The organism is Halorubellus litoreus (assembly GCF_055378595.1).
The window spans coordinates 251,379-266,008 of sequence record NZ_AP043836.1 but is presented as its reverse complement, the minus strand read 5'-3'; the positions used below and the strand labels follow the sequence as shown (position 1 = coordinate 266,008).

Annotated in this window: 17 protein-coding genes and 2 tRNA genes; 15 read left to right on the top strand and 4 right to left on the bottom strand. The window is 66.3% G+C overall.

From position 1 onward, the window contains the following. Positions 1–39: 39 nt before the first annotated feature. Genes ACZ48X_RS05700 through ACZ48X_RS05690 form a run of 3 tightly spaced genes read right to left on the bottom strand, consistent with a single transcriptional unit; the run spans position 40 to position 3,263 of the window. Complete coding sequence (locus ACZ48X_RS05700; RefSeq protein ID WP_336350074.1) at positions 40–936, bottom strand: carbohydrate ABC transporter permease; 897 nt, start codon at positions 934–936, stop codon at positions 40–42. Next, complete coding sequence (locus tag ACZ48X_RS05695) at positions 933–1,943, bottom strand: carbohydrate ABC transporter permease (protein ID WP_336350075.1); 1,011 nt, start codon at positions 1,941–1,943, stop codon at positions 933–935. The genes ACZ48X_RS05700 and ACZ48X_RS05695 overlap by 4 nt, the downstream gene beginning before the upstream one ends. 24 nt (positions 1,944–1,967) lie before the next feature. Next, on the bottom strand, positions 1,968–3,263 hold the full coding sequence (locus ACZ48X_RS05690; RefSeq protein WP_336350076.1) for an ABC transporter substrate-binding protein: 1,296 nt from the start codon (positions 3,261–3,263) through the stop codon (positions 1,968–1,970). A 349-nt stretch (positions 3,264–3,612) separates the two neighbouring features. Here ACZ48X_RS05690 and ACZ48X_RS05685 point away from each other — a divergent pair. The 13 genes from ACZ48X_RS05685 to rpsB all read left to right on the top strand — a co-directional run bounded on the left by ACZ48X_RS05685 (position 3,613) and on the right by rpsB (position 9,795). Beyond that, a tRNA-Ser gene (locus ACZ48X_RS05685) sits at positions 3,613–3,696 on the top strand. A gap of 74 nt (positions 3,697–3,770) precedes the next feature. Continuing rightward, positions 3,771–4,289, top strand: coding sequence for a 30S ribosomal protein S13 (locus tag ACZ48X_RS05680; RefSeq protein WP_336350077.1), 519 nt, complete (start codon positions 3,771–3,773; stop codon positions 4,287–4,289). Continuing rightward, complete coding sequence (locus ACZ48X_RS05675; RefSeq protein ID WP_336350078.1) at positions 4,289–4,810, top strand: 30S ribosomal protein S4; 522 nt, start codon at positions 4,289–4,291, stop codon at positions 4,808–4,810. Before ACZ48X_RS05680 ends, ACZ48X_RS05675 begins: the two co-directional genes overlap by 1 nt. 1 nt (position 4,811) lies before the next feature. Continuing rightward, positions 4,812–5,204 carry a 30S ribosomal protein S11 gene (locus ACZ48X_RS05670; RefSeq protein WP_323676637.1) on the top strand — a complete coding sequence of 131 codons (393 nt, stop codon included), beginning with the start codon at positions 4,812–4,814 and terminating at the stop codon, positions 5,202–5,204. 5 nt (positions 5,205–5,209) lie between these two features. Next, on the top strand, positions 5,210–5,956 hold the full coding sequence (locus tag ACZ48X_RS05665) for a DNA-directed RNA polymerase subunit D (RefSeq protein WP_336350079.1): 747 nt from the start codon (positions 5,210–5,212) through the stop codon (positions 5,954–5,956). A 173-nt stretch (positions 5,957–6,129) separates the two neighbouring features. Beyond that, positions 6,130–6,214, top strand: a tRNA-Leu gene (locus ACZ48X_RS05660). A 30-nt stretch (positions 6,215–6,244) separates the two neighbouring features. Continuing rightward, positions 6,245–6,595: a 50S ribosomal protein L18e gene (locus ACZ48X_RS05655; protein WP_227131341.1), complete on the top strand. Its 351-nt coding sequence runs from the start codon at positions 6,245–6,247 to the stop codon at positions 6,593–6,595. Continuing rightward, positions 6,592–7,032, top strand: coding sequence for a 50S ribosomal protein L13 (locus ACZ48X_RS05650; RefSeq protein ID WP_336350080.1), 441 nt, complete (start codon positions 6,592–6,594; stop codon positions 7,030–7,032). The genes ACZ48X_RS05655 and ACZ48X_RS05650 overlap by 4 nt, the downstream gene beginning before the upstream one ends. Then, entirely contained in the window at positions 7,026–7,421 is a 396-nt protein-coding gene (locus ACZ48X_RS05645; RefSeq protein ID WP_227131339.1) for a 30S ribosomal protein S9, read from the top strand. The genes ACZ48X_RS05650 and ACZ48X_RS05645 overlap by 7 nt, the downstream gene beginning before the upstream one ends. Before the next feature lie 12 nt (positions 7,422–7,433). Next, positions 7,434–7,628, top strand: a complete 195-nt coding sequence (locus ACZ48X_RS05640; protein WP_227131338.1) for a DNA-directed RNA polymerase subunit N — start codon at positions 7,434–7,436, stop codon at positions 7,626–7,628. Then, positions 7,628–7,816, top strand: coding sequence for a DNA-directed RNA polymerase subunit K (locus ACZ48X_RS05635; protein ID WP_227131337.1), 189 nt, complete (start codon positions 7,628–7,630; stop codon positions 7,814–7,816). Before ACZ48X_RS05640 ends, ACZ48X_RS05635 begins: the two co-directional genes overlap by 1 nt. Beyond that, the gene (gene eno / locus ACZ48X_RS05630; RefSeq protein WP_336350081.1) at positions 7,817–9,022 is read left to right on the top strand and encodes a phosphopyruvate hydratase; all 1,206 of its coding nucleotides are present in this window, start codon (positions 7,817–7,819) and stop codon (positions 9,020–9,022) included. Then, complete coding sequence (rpsB, locus tag ACZ48X_RS05625; RefSeq protein WP_336350082.1) at positions 9,019–9,795, top strand: 30S ribosomal protein S2; 777 nt, start codon at positions 9,019–9,021, stop codon at positions 9,793–9,795. The genes eno and rpsB overlap by 4 nt, the downstream gene beginning before the upstream one ends. Positions 9,796–9,999: 204 nt before the next feature. Here rpsB and ACZ48X_RS05620 read toward each other — a convergent pair whose 3' ends face one another. Further along, positions 10,000–12,468, bottom strand: a complete 2,469-nt coding sequence (locus ACZ48X_RS05620; protein ID WP_336350083.1) for a methyl-accepting chemotaxis protein — start codon at positions 12,466–12,468, stop codon at positions 10,000–10,002. Positions 12,469–12,787: 319 nt separating this feature from the next. On the opposite strand from ACZ48X_RS05620, the gene mvk reads away from it, so the two are divergent. Further along, positions 12,788–13,792, top strand: coding sequence for a mevalonate kinase (gene mvk, locus ACZ48X_RS05615; RefSeq protein WP_336350084.1), 1,005 nt, complete (start codon positions 12,788–12,790; stop codon positions 13,790–13,792). Continuing rightward, positions 13,789–14,538 carry an isopentenyl phosphate kinase gene (locus ACZ48X_RS05610; RefSeq protein ID WP_336350085.1) on the top strand — a complete coding sequence of 250 codons (750 nt, stop codon included), beginning with the start codon at positions 13,789–13,791 and terminating at the stop codon, positions 14,536–14,538. The genes mvk and ACZ48X_RS05610 overlap by 4 nt, the downstream gene beginning before the upstream one ends. Positions 14,539–14,630 lie beyond the last annotated feature (92 nt).

Here is a 14,630-nt window from a genome sequence, read left to right as displayed (position 1 = left end):
GCGCCGCATCGTCCCGCCGCGATACCGGCGACGGTCGGGTCACGTCGCGATCCCCTCCGCGAACTGCTCGCCGAAGAAGATGTACACGAGTAGCGTCGGGAGCGCCGTCAGGAACGCCCCGGCCATCTTCAGACCGATACCGACGCTACTCAGGTTGTTCCCGAGCTGTGCGAGCACGACCGTCACCATCGCACCGTCGCCGCTCCCGACGAGGACGAGCGCGAACAGGACGTCGTTCCAGATCTGCGTGAACTGGTAGATGAGCACCACCGCGAACATCGGCCCCGACAGCGGCAGGATGAGGCGACGATAGATGCGCGCGATGCTCGCCCCGTCCAGTCGCGCCGCCTCGATCATCTCGTCGTTCAGATCGAGGTAGAACGTCCGGAACAGGAGCGTGCAGATCGGGAGCCCGTACGCGACGTGCGTGATGACGAGCTCCAGAACGTTGAAGTGGTACTGCTCGACGCCCGGCGTCAACAGCCAGACGGGTTCGAACCACGTCTCCAGCGGGACGATACTCCCCCAGAACTTCGACACCGGGATGAGAACCGCCTGATAGGGGATGAAGATCCCCGCGATGAACAACGCCAGGATACCGACCTGGCCCTTCCAGTCGACGTTCGTCAACCCGTACGCCGCCATGCTCCCCATGAGCGCCGACAGTATCGTCGCCGGAATCGTCAGGAGGAACGAGTTCACGAACCCGTGCCCGAGCGCGTCGAACGCTCGCGCGTACTTCTCGGTCGTGAACTGCTCGACCGGCGGCAGGAACGGCGCGCTCGAGAACGGGTCCGCCTTCAACGACGTCATCAACCCGGTCTCTATCGGGAGGAGGTAGAACGCAACCAGCCCCCCGAGGACCGCGTACAGTGCCACTCGTTCGGTGTCCACGCCGACGTCGGTCTCCTCCGGCGTGACTGTCTCGGTACTCATAGTTGACCACTCCGGTACTGGTAGGTGAGGTACGGCGCGACGACGCCGAGCGCGAGCACGAACAGCATGATACCGATCGCTGCCGCGTACGCGAAGTTCCCGTTACTGAACGCCTCGCGCATCATCAGCGTCGCGAGGATGTCCGTGCCCTTGTACGGCAGGTACGTGCCGCGGAGCGCGTACAGGAAGTCGAACGCCTTCAGCGCGAACACCATCAGGACGACCGTCGCCGAGATGGTCGACCCCTTCAATTGCGGGACGATCACGCGCCAGTACATCTTCACGGTGCTCGCACCGTCGACGCGAGCGGCCTCGTAGTGCTCGGTCGGTATCGCGCGTAACCCGGCGAGGTAGACGACCATCGTGTACCCGCTGAACTGCCAGATAAGCGCGAAGATGACCGCCGGCAACGCGAGTTCGGGGTTCGAGAACCACCGGACCTTGTCGACGAACGGCAAGACCTCCAGGAAGAGGTTCACGACGCCGTTATCGAAGTTGTACATCCACAGCCAGAACTGCGCGGTCACGACGAACGACAGGCTCATCGGGAGCAGGTATATCGTCCGGAACGTGTTCTCGAAGCGGATGTTGCGGTCGACGAGGATGGCGACGACGAGGCCGAGCACGAGCGACACGAGCGTGAACGCGACGAGGAGCACGAACGTGTTCACGGTCGCGTTCACGAACGAATCGCTCGCGAACGCCTGGACGTACATCTCGAAGTCCAGGTCCGAGTAATCCGGCGACCCGAGCCCGACCGGGTCCGTCAGCGACAGCGCAAAGTTCCAGATGATGGCGCCGTACACGAACAACGCCATCAGCAGGAACGCCGGCAGCCAGAACGGCATCGACTCCCGGAACTGCTGGTTCGCCAGGTTCCGCTTGAGCGCGGCTATCGGGCCGCTCCCCTGGGTATCGACGGGCTCACCGCCGTCCGCGCGGACCTCGTCCTCGGAGCCATCCGAGCGACCTACGAGGCGTTTCGCGTGTCTTGCTATATCACGCATAAATGAGGGCGTCGGTGTGCCGCCTTAGTTCCCGACGGCACTCATGAACGCCGTCGCGGTGGCGTCCACGGTGTCGGAGGTGTGATCGAACTTGTCGCTGAGTGCCGTCGAGAGCGCGCTGAGCTGTGCCTTCGGGACGGCGAGGCCGTGCGCGAGCGACGGCGGCTGGCTGTCGGAGTTCGTGAACTCCTCGAACTGCTGGGTCTGGAACGCCGGGAACTCGTCCATCGAGACGTCGCTCCGCGGCGGAATCGAGCCCTTCTGCTTGTTGAAGCGCTTCTGGGCGTCCTTCGACGCGCAGTACTTGAGCCAGTTCTTCGTGCTCTCCGGCGACGGGTTGTTCGTCGGGTACACCCACGAGTCCATGTTGAGCTGGTAGACGCCTTCCGTACCGGGGTACGGTACGTGACCCCAGCCGCTCTCGAACTCGAAGTCGCTCCCCTGGAACATGCCGGCGAGCCAGTCGCCCTGGTGCATGAACGCCGCGTTCCCCTTCTGCACCATCGTCCCGGCCTCCTGGAAGCTGATGGAGGAGGCGTCGTCGGGCATGTACTCGGCGTACGAGGCGAGGGTCTCCAGGGACTTCGCGACCTGGGACTTCTTACCGTTCCCGTTGATGAACTTGTCGTACGCGCTCGAGCCGTGCTGGCCGATGAAGACGGTCGCGAACAGCTGGAGGCTCGTCCACGGCCCCTTCAGCGAGTGCGCGTAGCCGACGGCGTCGGTCTCGGACTCGACGGTCTCGAGGGCGTCGACGAGCGCGTTCGGGCTGTCGATGGAGGCGGGGTCGACGCCAGCGCTCTCCACGACCGACTTGTTGTAGAACAGGTTGTTGATGCGGTGGATGTTCGTCGGCACCGCGACGAACGTCCCGTCGACCTTCGCGGCGTCCATCGGACCCTTGAGGTACGCGTCGCGGACCTCGTCGGTCCAGACGGAGTCGCCGATGTCGCCGAACGCGTCGGCGTCCGTGAACTGCTGGAGGTTCGCGCCGGGCCAGTCGGCCCACGAGCTCGGCGGGTCGTCGTTCTTCACGCGCTGCTGGACCTTCGTGTTCAGCGACGTGTTCGCGGAGCCGCCGATCGCCTGCACGTTGAGTTCCGCGTCGGGGTACTCCTGCTCGAAGCCTTCGCGCATCGAATCGAACGCGGCCTTTCCGTCGCCGCCACTCCAACCGTGGAGGAGTTCGACGGTGGAGGTCCCACCGGTGAGGCTGCTGAGGCAGCCCGAGAGTCCGGTGAGGCCCGCTGCGCCGGCTGCGCCGGTCGTCTTGAGAACGGTACGTCTGGAGACGTCTGCTGTTGAGTCGTGTTCTGTCATGCCACCACGCGTCTCTGTGAGAGACTCACCCATGCATAATTCCGCCCGTCACTTAAGGTTTCCCCAAATTTATTCGCTACCGAGTGAATAACCAAGGTCGGTGGCGTGGAATCCGCGACCACGCCGAACCCGGTACACACCCAACGAACGCTCCACCACACAAAAACCACCACACACCAGCACGCGCTGCCGGTTCGAATCGCCACCCGACGCCAGCCAGCACCCGCGTGAGAACCCGACACAGTCGGCCCGCGTTCCGTGGGGCTTAAGTATAGGACCGGAGTAGCAGGGAGTGCAATCGATGCAGGGGCGTCGGCCCCGAGTCCGAGAGGGCGACGATAGACAGCATGTCGTGGTAGCCTAGCCTGGCCCAAGGCGCAGGGTTGCTAACTCTGTGGCGTAAGCCTCCGGGGTTCAAATCCCCGCCACGACGTCGGATTCCACACCACACCAGGCTGGTCGTGGAACTTCAACCGAGAGTGCATCAGCACTCCATACACGCAACACATGAGCGAAGAACAACCACAGGGCGACACCGAGGACGACGAGGACCTTCGCTACTTCGTCCGAATCGGCCAGACAGACCTCGACGGGACGAAGTCCGTCGAGCGGTCGCTCATCGAGATGAACGGTATCGGGCGACGTACGGCGAGAATCATCGCCCACGAGGCCGAGGTCGACCGGACGGCCACCTTCGGCCGACTGGACGACGACGACATCGACGCCGTCGTCGAAACCGTCGAGAACTACGCCGACGAGGTCCCGGACTGGCTCAACAACCGCCAGAAGGCCTTCTACTCCGGCGAGACCACCCACGAGGTCGGGAACGACCTCAACATGTCCCGCCGTCACGACATCAACCGCCTCAAGATGATCGAGGCGTACCGTGGCATCCGCCACAAGCGCGGACAGAAGGTCCGCGGCCAGCGGACGAAGTCCACCGGCCGCACCGAGGGTACCATCGGCGTCAACGTCGAAGAGATCCGCGAAGAACAGGCCGAAGAAGAAGCAGCGGGTGAGGAATAATGGCAACCGGGAACAACACCAAGGGCTACGAGACGCCGAACCACCCGTTCCAGGGCGAGCGTATCGCCGAGGAACACGGTCTCGTCGACACGTACGGCCTGAAGAACAAAGAAGAGCTCTGGCGAGTCCAGTCCCAGCTCCGCTCGTTCCGCCGCGAGGCCCGAGACCTGCTCGGGTCCGTGCAGATGGACGAGGGCGCCGAGGACGAGGACGAGGAGTTCCTCGCTCGACTCAAGCGCATCGGCGTGCTCGACGACGGCGACGAACTCGACGACGTCCTGAGCCTCGAGATAAACGACCTCCTCGAGCGCCGACTCCAGACCGTCGCGTACCGGAAGGGTCTCGCGAACACGACCCAGCAGGCGCGACAGTTCATCGTGCACGGGCACGTCACCGTGAACGGCGCTCGCGTCACGCGACCGTCGTACACGGTCACCGTGAACGAGGAGGACGCCATCGAGTTCGACGAGAACAGCGAGCTCGCGGACGAACTCCACCCCGAGCGCGCGGAGGGTCAGTAACATGGCAGAGCAAGAAGACGACAAGTGGGGCATCGCCCACGTACACGCATCGTACAACAACACCGTGATGACCGTGACGGACCTCACGGGCGCCGAGACCATCGCGAAGTCCTCTGGCGGGACTGCTGTCAAGCAGAACCGCGACGAGGCGTCGCCGTACGCGGCGATGCAGATGGTCGAGAGCCTCGCCGACGAGATCCGTGCGGCCGGCATCGAGGGCCTCCACGTCCGCGTTCGCGGACCTGGCGGGAACCTCCAGAAGTCCCCGGGGCCGGGTGCGCAGGCAGCGATCCGCGCACTCGCTCGCGAAGACTTCGAGATCGGTCGCATCGAGGACGTCACACCCATCCCGCACGACGGCTCCCGAGCCCCCAAGGGCAAGGGCGGATTCTAACAAGCATGGACGAGGAATACGACGTCGAGTTCATCGAACGCGAGGAACGGTCCGCGAAGTTCCTCGTACGTGGCGTCACCCCGGCGTTCGCCAACGGTATCCGTCGCGCGATGATCGCCGACGTGCCGACGCTGGCGATCGACGAGGTGCGCTTCATCGAGAACTCGTCGGTGATGTTCGACGAGCAGATCGCGCTGCGGCTCGGACTCGTTCCGCTGTCGACGCCGCCGAACGAGTTCGACGAGGACGACGTCGTGACGCTCTCGCTTGACGTCTCGGGGCCCGCGACCGCGTACTCCGGCGACATCGTGTCGTCGGACGAGATGGTCCAGCCGGCCGAGGAGAACGTCCCGATCATCGACCTCAAGGACGGGCAGCGGCTCGAACTGGAGGCCGACGCAGTGCTCAGCACTGGGAAGGACCACGCGAAGCATCAGGGCGGCGTTGCTGTGGGGTACCGGAACCTCCAGCGCGTCGAGACCGTGGGCGACCGTGGCGAGTTCGAGGACGTCGACCCCGAGATCTACCGTGGCGTCATCCAGGAGGGTGACGAGCTGGTCGACACCGCGGAGTTCGACCACGACCTCACGAATCGGTATCCCGATCAGGAGGTCGCGGTGGAGGACGTCGAGCACGCGTTCGTCTTCAGCGTGGAGACGGACGGGTCGATGTCCGTCGAGGAGCTGTTCACGCGCGCCGTCGAGTCGCTCGACGCGCGCGCCGCAGAACTCGAAGACGCAGTATCGCTATAACGTAACTATGACCCCTTCCAATCACACCCTGACGGCTGGACGAACGCTCGGTCGACCGTCGACCGACGCCGGGAGTGACGACGCCGACCGTGGCGCCGTCCCCCGTTCGTCCGCCGTAATCGAAAGTGGTTTGAAGGGGGGCACGGAACAAACAGGTGCCTACGAGGGCACGCGCAGGGATAGCCAAGTCAGGCCAACGGCGCAGCGTTCAGGGCGCTGTCCTGTAGAGGTCCGCAGGTTCAAATCCTGCTCCCTGCATCCGTTCTTCTCACATTCAGGAGGAAAGTCATGAGTAAGACGAATCCGAGGCTCAGCAGTCTCATCGCCGAGCTGAAGTCGGTGTCTCGTACAGATGACGCCGACGTTTGGAGCGACGTCGCCGACCGCCTCGAGAAGCCCCGCCGCACGCACGCGGAGGTCAATCTCGGGCGAATCGAGCGGTACGCGCAGGAAGACGAGACGGTCGTCGTCCCCGGGAAGGTCCTGGGGAGCGGCGCCCTGCAGAAGTCGGTCACCGTCGCGGCGGTCGACTTCTCGTCGTCTGCCGAGACGAAGATCGAGCAGGTAGGCGAGACGCTCCAACTGGAACAGGCTATCGAACAGAACCCCGAAGGAAGCAACGTACGGGTGATTCGATGAATACGTCCGAGTTCGACGCGGACGTCGTCGTCGACGCCCGTAACTGCATTCTGGGTCGCGTCGCGTCGCAGGTCGCGGAACGGTCGCTGGACGGCGAGTCCATCGCGGTCGTGAACGCGGAGGATGCCGTCATCACCGGTAACGAGGACGACATCATGTCGACGTACCGCAAGCGCGCGGAGATCGGGTCGGACCAGGGTCCGGCGACGATCAAGCGACCGGATCGCATCTTCAAGCGATCCATCCGTGGGATGCTCCCCCACAAGTCCGACCGTGGCCGTGAGGCGTTCTCGAACGTCCGCGTCTACGTCGGGAATCCGTTCGACGACGACGACGGCGAGGTCCTCGACGGGACGTCGCTCGATCGGTTGTCGAACATCAAGTTCCTCCAGCTGTCGGAGGTCTCAGAGCAACTGGGTGCTAACGTCACATGGTAACGAACACGTCCGGGAAGAAGAAGACCGCTATCGCGCGGGCGACCGTCTCCGACGGGGAGGGTCGCGTCCGAATCAACAGCAAGCCCGTCGAGCTGGTGGAGCCGGAGATGGCTCGCCTGAAGATGCTGGAGCCGTTCCGCATCGTCGACGGCGTGCGTGACGACGTCGACGTCGACGTCTCCGTGCAGGGTGGCGGGTTCGCCGGACAGGCGGACGCCGTCCGCACGGCGATCGCGCGCGGTATCGTCCAGCACAGTGGCGACGCGGAGCTTCGCGATGCGTATCGCGAGTTCGACCGGTCGCTGCTCGTGAACGACGTGCGCCAGTCCGAACCCAAGAAGTGGGGCGGACCGGGTGCGCGTGCGCGCTACCAGAAGTCCTACCGCTAAGGTGATCCAGTCATGATGGTACCAGTCCGGTGTTTCACGTGCGGTAACGTCGTGGGTGAGCACTGGGAGGAGTTCAAGGCGCGGTCTCGCGAGGGCGACGAGGACCCCGAGATGGTTCTCGACGAGCTCGGCATCGACCGGTACTGCTGCCGGCGGATGCTCGTGAGTCACAAGGACCTCGTGGACATCGTCTCCCCTTACCAGTGATGCCCGGGAAACAGCGCTACAATCGGTACGAGAAGGCCCGTATCCTGGGTGCGCGAGCGCTCCAGGTGTCGTACGGGGCGCCCGTGCTGATCGAGACGGACCAGACGGAGCCCATCCTCATCGCGGCCGAGGAGTACGACGCAGGGGCACTGCCCTTTACGGTGCGTCGGGGTCGAGGTGACGAGTAGATGACGCGCATCACGGACGTCCGACTGCGGCGCGTGCTCGATTCGCGCGGGAACGCGACCGTGGAAGCTGACGTGTTGACGGAGAGTGGCGGTTTCGGTCGTGCGGCGGCGCCCAGCGGGGCGTCGACGGGCGAGTACGAGGCGATCGAGTTGCCGCCGTCGGAGGCGATCGCGAAGGCTCGCGAGCTCGCTGTCCCTCGACTCGAGGGTGGCGTGTACGCGGGGAATCAGCGTGACGTCGACGCGGCGTTGCACGCGGCCGACGGTACTGACGATTTCGGTGTCATCGGTGCGAACAGTGCGGTCGCGATCTCGATGGCGGCTGCGAAGGCGGGTGCCGACGTGCTCGGCGCGCCGCTGTTCCAGCATCTCGGTGGGGCGTTCCGTGGTGGGTCGTTCCCGACGCCGCTCGGGAACGTCGTCGGTGGTGGCGAGCACGCGGCCGATGCGACGCACATCCAGGAGTTCCTCGCTGCGCCGGTCGGGGCGCCGAGTGTCGCGGATGCGGTGTTCGCGAACGCGGCGGTTCACGCCGAGGTTGCGGATCTCTTGGACGAGCGCGACGTCGCTTGCGGGAAGGGCGACGAGGGCGCGTGGGCGCCGAGTATCGACGACGCGGAGGCGTTCGAGATAGTCGACGAGGCGACGAGTACGGTCGCTGACGAGTTCGGGTTCGAGATCGGGTTCGGGCTCGACGTTGCCGGTGCGGAGTTGTACGACGCTGACGAGGACGCCTACGTGTACGGTGACGAGACGCGCTCCACCGAGGAGCAGGTCGAGTACATCGCTGGGCTCGTCGACGAGTACGATCTCGTGTACGTCGAGGACCCGCTCGACGAGGACGCGTACGACGCGTTCGCGGAGCTCACGGACCGCGTCGGTGACCGTACGCTCGTGTGCGGCGACGACCTGTTCGTGACGAACACCGAGCGGCTGGCCGAGGGTATCGACGCCGGAGCTGGGAACAGTATCCTCGTGAAACCGAATCAGATCGGGACGTTGTCGGACGCGTTCGACGCGATCGAACTTGCGGTCCGGCACGGGTACGACCCGGTCGTCTCTCATCGGAGTGGTGAGACGGAGGATACGACCATCGCACACCTCGCCGTGGCGACTGACGCGCCGTTCATCAAGACGGGCGCGGTCGGTGGCGAGCGAACCGCGAAGCTGAACGAACTCATCCGAATCGCAGACGACGCATTATGACAGCACAAGACGACGAAGGGCTCGATGCCGCCGAAGAGGAGATCGAGGCGGAGCCCGCGGAGGGCGCCGGTCCGGCGGCCGAAGCGGACGACGTCGAGCCCGTGACTGACGAAGAGAGCGCCGAGGCCGAGGAGGCCGAGGCCGAGACAGACGCGGGCCCTGCGCTCGACGACGACGTCATGGGTGACGAGGAGGCCGACCTCCTCATCCCCGTCGAGGATTACCTCGGCGCTGGCGTCCACATCGGGACCCAGCAGAAGACGAAGGACATGGAGCGGTTCATTCACCGCGTCCGCACGGACGGCCTGTACGTCCTGGACGTGGCGAAGACCGACTCCCGCATCCGTACGGCTGCGGACTTCCTGGCGAACTACGCGCCCGAGCAGATCCTCGTGACGAGTTCGCGCCAGTACGGCCGGTTCCCCGCGGAGAAGTTCGCGGAGGCCGTCGGCGCTCGCGCTCGCACGGGCCGGTTCATTCCGGGGACGCTCACGAACCCGAAGTACGACGGCTACATCGAGCCGGACGTGCTCGTCGTGACCGACCCGATCGGTGACGCGCAGGCGGTGAAGGAGGCTATCACCGTCGGTATCCCCGTCATCGCGATGTGTGACTCGAACAACCAGACCAGTAACGTCGACCTCGTCGTGCCGACGAACAACAAGGGTCGGAAGGCCCTGAGCGTGGTCTACTGGCTGCTCGCGAACGAGACGCTCGACCGCCGTGGGGCGGAGCCGGCGTACTCGCTCGACGACTTCGAGTCCGGTATCTGAACCGCTCGGGATTTCGTTTCTCGCGTTCGTTGATCTGGTAGCGGTGCTGCCGGCGAACGGTCGTTCTGTCTGGCGTTTGGCCGTGAGTGGTCGGTGTGATGCGGGCTGGTTGGTTGCGAGCCGTCGGCGTGTGGTGTGGTGGCCGGCCGTGCTGTCGCTGGGTGGTGTGGTGGTCGAGAGAGGAGATGTAGGGAGGGTGGTTCGTCAGTTGTCGTCGTCGAACGTCGCGTCGAGGTCGGTGTCGGCCTGCTGGTCGTGATTCTCGGTCGGTTCGGTGTCTGCGTCGGTGATCTCGTCGAGTGCGGCGTCGGGGTCGTCGGGCATCGGGTCGGCGGTGTCGTCGGTGAGCGCGCTCGGTTGTCCCTCGGGGAGTTCCGCGTGGTCGTCGGGCGCGTCGTCGGTGCTGGCGTCGGTCGTGAACCGGTCGAGGGCGTCGCTGAGCGTGCTTGCGTTCGTCGCCAGGTTGCTCGCGCTCCGGGAGACCTCGGTGAGTGCGGTGGTCTGTTCCTCGGCGGCGGCGGCGACGTTCTCGGATTCCGCGGTGGTCTCCTCCGAGATGGTGGCGGCGTCGTCGACCATCGCGACGACCTCCTGCGTGCTCGCGGCTTGCTGTTCGGTGGCGGCCGATATCTCTTGGACGCCCGTGTTCGTCTCCTGGGCGTAGTCCGCGATCTCGTCGAGTGCGGCGACGGCGTTCTCGATGCTGCCGGCGTTCTCCTCGACGCGTTCGCTCGTCCGCTGGACCTCCTGGGCGGTGCGCTCGGTCTGGTCCTGGATGCGTTCGAGGCGGCTCTCGATGTCCTCGGCGGCGTCCTTCGCTTCGCTCGCGAGGTCCTTGACTTCCTGTGCGACGACAGCGAACCCTTCGCCGCCGGCGTCGCCGGCTGCGCCGCCGCGACTGGCTTCGATGTTCGCGTTCAGCGCGAGCATGTTCGTCTCCTTCGCGATGTCGCCGATGAATTCGATGAGTTCGTCGATCTCGCTCATCTCGCTCTCGAGGTCCTCGATGGCGTCGACGGCGTCGGTCGAGTCCGCCTGGAGTTCTCGCATCCCTTCGATGGCGGTCTCCGCTGCTTCCCGGCCTTCGCGGCCGGTCTCGGCGGTGCGTTCGGCGAGGTCGGCGACCTCGTTCGAGGACGCCGCGATCTCTTCGGTCGTCGTCGACAGTTGCTCCATCTCGCCGCTGACGGACTGCAGGCTCTCGTTCTGGCGTTCCGCGCCATCGGAGATCTCCTGGATGGATTCCGTGACTTGTTCGCTCGCCGAACGCACCTCCTCGCTGGAGGCGGTGACCTCTTCGCTGGCGGTCGCGACCTCGCTCGCGAACGCCTTCACCTCCGCGGTCGTCGCCTCGATCTCGGCGACCATCTCGTTGAACTCGACGGCGATGGATTCCATCGCGGCGCTCTCGGAGTCGGCGTTCATCCGCTCGGTGAGGTCGCCGTCGGCGCACGCCTGCATCACGGTGGCGTACTCGTCGGCCTTCCGTTCGAGGTGCGCGGTGAGCGCTTCCGCGTCGGCGCGTGCCTCCTCGGCGTCGGCGCGCGCTTCCTGCGCTTCCCGGATCTGGGTTCGGAGCGAGTTCCGCATGCTGTCGAACCCGTCGTAGAGCCGGCCGTACTCGTCGATGCGGCCGTGCGTGAGTGAGACGCTGAGGTCGCCTTCCTCCATCGCGGCGGCCTTGTCGCGGAGGTGCTGGAGGGGGCGCGTGGTCTGACGGACGATGATGGTGCCGACGACGAGCAGTGAGACGAGCGCGGCGGCGACGAGCGCGCCGACGTTCGTCGCGACGGTGTCGCGGACGGCGAACGCGGACGCTTCGGGCTGGGAGCTGACGACGATCCAGTCCGTGCTCGGGACTGGTGCGTACGCCTGGACGGTGTCGCCGCGGACGCGGAACGCGGGCTGGCCGGCGACGGCGTCCTGGAAGCCGCTGCGGACGACCGCGGTCTCGTCGCCGACGACGGGTTCGCGGTCGGTGGTGAGGACGTTCGTGGTCTGGTCGCCGGGTGCGCGGAGGTCGGTGACGAAGTCCTCGAAGCTCCCGACGACGACGACGGCGAGGTCTTCGTTCCCGGGGACGGGGCTCGCGTACGCCATGACGGCCTGGTTGTCGAACGCGGGGAGGTACGCGCGTTCGGTCGCCCAGACGGTGTCGCTGGACCGGAAGTCGCCGGATTCGAGGGCGGTCCACTCGCCGTCTGCTGCGTCGAGTCCCTGGTTCCGGAGGGACGTGGAGGTCGTGGTGACGAGTTCGCTGTCGGCGACGTTCACGACGTGGACGTTCACGATGACGGAGCGACCACCGGTGTTGTACCGCGACTTCTCGGTTTTGGCGTAGTCGAGGATGGCGTCGGTGCTTGCGGTGTCGTTCCGGAGGACGTCGCTGTCGGAGATGGCCGACGTGCTCGCGCGCCGGTCGGCGCTCCATTCGTTGATGGCGTCGGCGTGCATCGTCGCGGTCGCCTTGAGGTTCTCTTCGGTCTGGGTCTGGACGCGTTGTTCGGTCTGGTAGTAACTGAATGCGCCGGCTCCTGCGACGACCGCGAGGACGACGAGCAGGAGGACGAACAGCTTCAGTCCGAATCGTCTGCGGAGGAAGTTCGGTGCGATGCGTGCGCGCAGGCTCGGTCCGGTCGATGCGTCGTCTTGGTCCTCGTCCCCACTTGACATACGTTCTTGGTCTATAGTCCGATACCGTCCATAAACCCTTGGGCTGTAAAGGGACGGTTTATTGTCGTTTCGCGGTTCGGGACGACACTTTCGCGTCTTGCAGGAGACGTATAGGTGACTACGAATCGGGATGTCGTCGAAGCTGTTGGGTCGTGTCGGATGTTCGCGCGGTGAGTGTTTCGAGGTTGCTCGGTGAGTGTCGCGGGGTTGCTCGGTGAGTGTCGCGGGGTTGCTCGGTGAGTGTCGCGGGGTTGCTCGGTGAGTGCTCGTCGCGTGGGGAACTGGCAACACTCTTTTTCCCGGGTGCGAATTGTCGGGTATGGTAACTGCGAGTGCACCCGGGAAGGTCTATCTCTTCGGGGAGCACGCCGTCGTCTACGGGGAACCTGCGGTGCCGTGCGCTATCGAGCGTCGGGCGACCGTGACCGTCGACCGTCGGGACGACGCACGGCTCCGCGTCGAGTCCGCGGACCTCCACATCTCCGGGTTCACCGTCGAGTACGACGCCGTTGGCGGGACAGCACCGGACGTGGACGCGCCGACGCCGCTCCTCGAAGCGGCGACGGGGTACGTCGACGCGGCTATCGAGCAGGCGCGGGACGCGGCCGACGCACCGGATGCGGGCTTCGACGTGCACGTCGAGAGCGAGATCCCGCTCGGCGGAGGACTCGGGTCGTCCGCGGCGGTGGTGGTGGCGACCATCGCCGCGGCGACGGCGGCGCTCGGCGTCGACGTCGAGGACCGCGAGATAGCGGAGCGCGCGTATCGCGCGGAGAGCGCGGTCCAGGACGGCGAGGCGTCGCGCGCCGACACGTTCTGCTCGACGATGGGTGGCGCAGTCCGGGTCGCTGGCGACGACTGCCGGACGCTCGGGAACCCCGACCTGCCGTTCGTCGTCGGCTACGACGGCGGGGCGGGCGACACAGGGGAACTCGTCGCCGGCGTGCGCGCGCTCCGCGACGAGTACGACTTCGCGGCGGACACGGTCTCAGCTATCGGTGACGTGGTCCGTCGCGGCGAGACGCTCATCGCGGACGCCGCCGACGACCCGACCGAGGAGACGCTCGAAGAGCTCGGCGCGTTGATGAACTTCAACCACGGCCTGCTGGAGGCGCTCGGCGTGTCCTCGCGGTCGCTCGACGAGATGGTGTGGGCGGCCCGCGAGGCGGGGGCGGCGGGCGCGAAGCTCACGGGCGCCGGCGGCGGCGGGTGCATCGTCGCGCTCGACGCCGGCGAGGGGACGGAGACCGCGCTCGACCTGACGCCGACGTGCGAGGACGTCTTCCGCGCGGAACTCGCGACCGAGGGGGTGCGCGTCGAATGATCGTCCTCAAACTCGGCGGGAGCGTCGTCACGGAGAAGGACCGCGAGGAGACCGTCGACGGCGCGGCGCTCGAGGAGGCCGCCGCAGCCATCGCGGCCGCCCGCGACGGCGGCGTCGACGACGTGGTGGTCGTCCACGGCGGCGGATCGTTCGGGCACCCTCACGCCGAGGAGTGGGGTGCGAGCACGACCGAGGGCGTCCGGGACGTCGACGGCGTCACCGCCATCCACGGCGCGATGACGACCCTGAACAAGTTCGTGCTCCGCGCGCTCCACGACGCGGACGTCCCCGCCGTCCCCGTCCACCCGCTCTCCGCGGCGCACCGCGACCGCGACGGCGCGCTCACCCTCCCCAGCGAGCAGGTCGCGACGCTCCTCGACGAGGGATTCGTGCCCGTCCTCCACGGCGACCTCGTCGCACACGCGGGCGAGGGCGCGACCGTCCTCAGCGGCGACGAGATCGTCACCAGCCTCGCCGACTCCATGGACGCCGCCCGCGTCGGCGTCTGCTCGACGGTCCCCGGCGTCCTCGACGCCGACGACGCCGTCGTCCCCGAGATACGGAGCTTCGACGACGTCGAGAACGTCCTCGGCGGGAGTTCGGCGACCGACGTCTCCGGCGGCATGGCCGGGAAGGTCCGCGAACTCCTCGCGCTCGGCGCCCCCGCGAGCATCTTCGACCTCGACGCCCTCCCCGCGTTCCTCGCCGGCGACGAACCCGGAACGACCGTCCACGGCGACCGCTAGCGGATCGACGAGGCGTCGACGGGACGCGACTGGTGGTCGTCGCCGGTCGCGCCAACGTGCCTTACCATGGGATTGATACGGGTTGGCGTCTC

What these genes read in the sequence shown, in the direction of transcription:
- ACZ48X_RS05700 (WP_336350074.1), bottom strand. Translation starts at nt 936, where the DNA reads ATGAGTACCGAGACAGTCACGCCGGAGGAGACCGACGTCGGCGTGGAC.
- ACZ48X_RS05695 (WP_336350075.1), bottom strand. Translation starts at nt 1,943, where the DNA reads ATGCGTGATATAGCAAGACACGCGAAACGCCTCGTAGGTCGCTCGGAT.
- ACZ48X_RS05690 (WP_336350076.1), bottom strand. Translation starts at nt 3,263, where the DNA reads ATGACAGAACACGACTCAACAGCAGACGTCTCCAGACGTACCGTTCTC.
- ACZ48X_RS05680 (WP_336350077.1), top strand. Translation starts at nt 3,771, where the DNA reads ATGAGCGAAGAACAACCACAGGGCGACACCGAGGACGACGAGGACCTT.
- ACZ48X_RS05675 (WP_336350078.1), top strand. Translation starts at nt 4,289, where the DNA reads ATGGCAACCGGGAACAACACCAAGGGCTACGAGACGCCGAACCACCCG.
- ACZ48X_RS05670 (WP_323676637.1), top strand. Translation starts at nt 4,812, where the DNA reads ATGGCAGAGCAAGAAGACGACAAGTGGGGCATCGCCCACGTACACGCA.
- ACZ48X_RS05665 (WP_336350079.1), top strand. Translation starts at nt 5,210, where the DNA reads ATGGACGAGGAATACGACGTCGAGTTCATCGAACGCGAGGAACGGTCC.
- ACZ48X_RS05655 (WP_227131341.1), top strand. Translation starts at nt 6,245, where the DNA reads ATGAGTAAGACGAATCCGAGGCTCAGCAGTCTCATCGCCGAGCTGAAG.
- ACZ48X_RS05650 (WP_336350080.1), top strand. Translation starts at nt 6,592, where the DNA reads ATGAATACGTCCGAGTTCGACGCGGACGTCGTCGTCGACGCCCGTAAC.
- ACZ48X_RS05645 (WP_227131339.1), top strand. Translation starts at nt 7,026, where the DNA reads ATGGTAACGAACACGTCCGGGAAGAAGAAGACCGCTATCGCGCGGGCG.
- ACZ48X_RS05640 (WP_227131338.1), top strand. Translation starts at nt 7,434, where the DNA reads ATGATGGTACCAGTCCGGTGTTTCACGTGCGGTAACGTCGTGGGTGAG.
- ACZ48X_RS05635 (WP_227131337.1), top strand. Translation starts at nt 7,628, where the DNA reads ATGCCCGGGAAACAGCGCTACAATCGGTACGAGAAGGCCCGTATCCTG.
- eno (WP_336350081.1), top strand. Translation starts at nt 7,817, where the DNA reads ATGACGCGCATCACGGACGTCCGACTGCGGCGCGTGCTCGATTCGCGC.
- rpsB (WP_336350082.1), top strand. Translation starts at nt 9,019, where the DNA reads ATGACAGCACAAGACGACGAAGGGCTCGATGCCGCCGAAGAGGAGATC.
- ACZ48X_RS05620 (WP_336350083.1), bottom strand. Translation starts at nt 12,468, where the DNA reads ATGTCAAGTGGGGACGAGGACCAAGACGACGCATCGACCGGACCGAGC.
- mvk (WP_336350084.1), top strand. Translation starts at nt 12,788, where the DNA reads ATGGTAACTGCGAGTGCACCCGGGAAGGTCTATCTCTTCGGGGAGCAC.
- ACZ48X_RS05610 (WP_336350085.1), top strand. Translation starts at nt 13,789, where the DNA reads ATGATCGTCCTCAAACTCGGCGGGAGCGTCGTCACGGAGAAGGACCGC.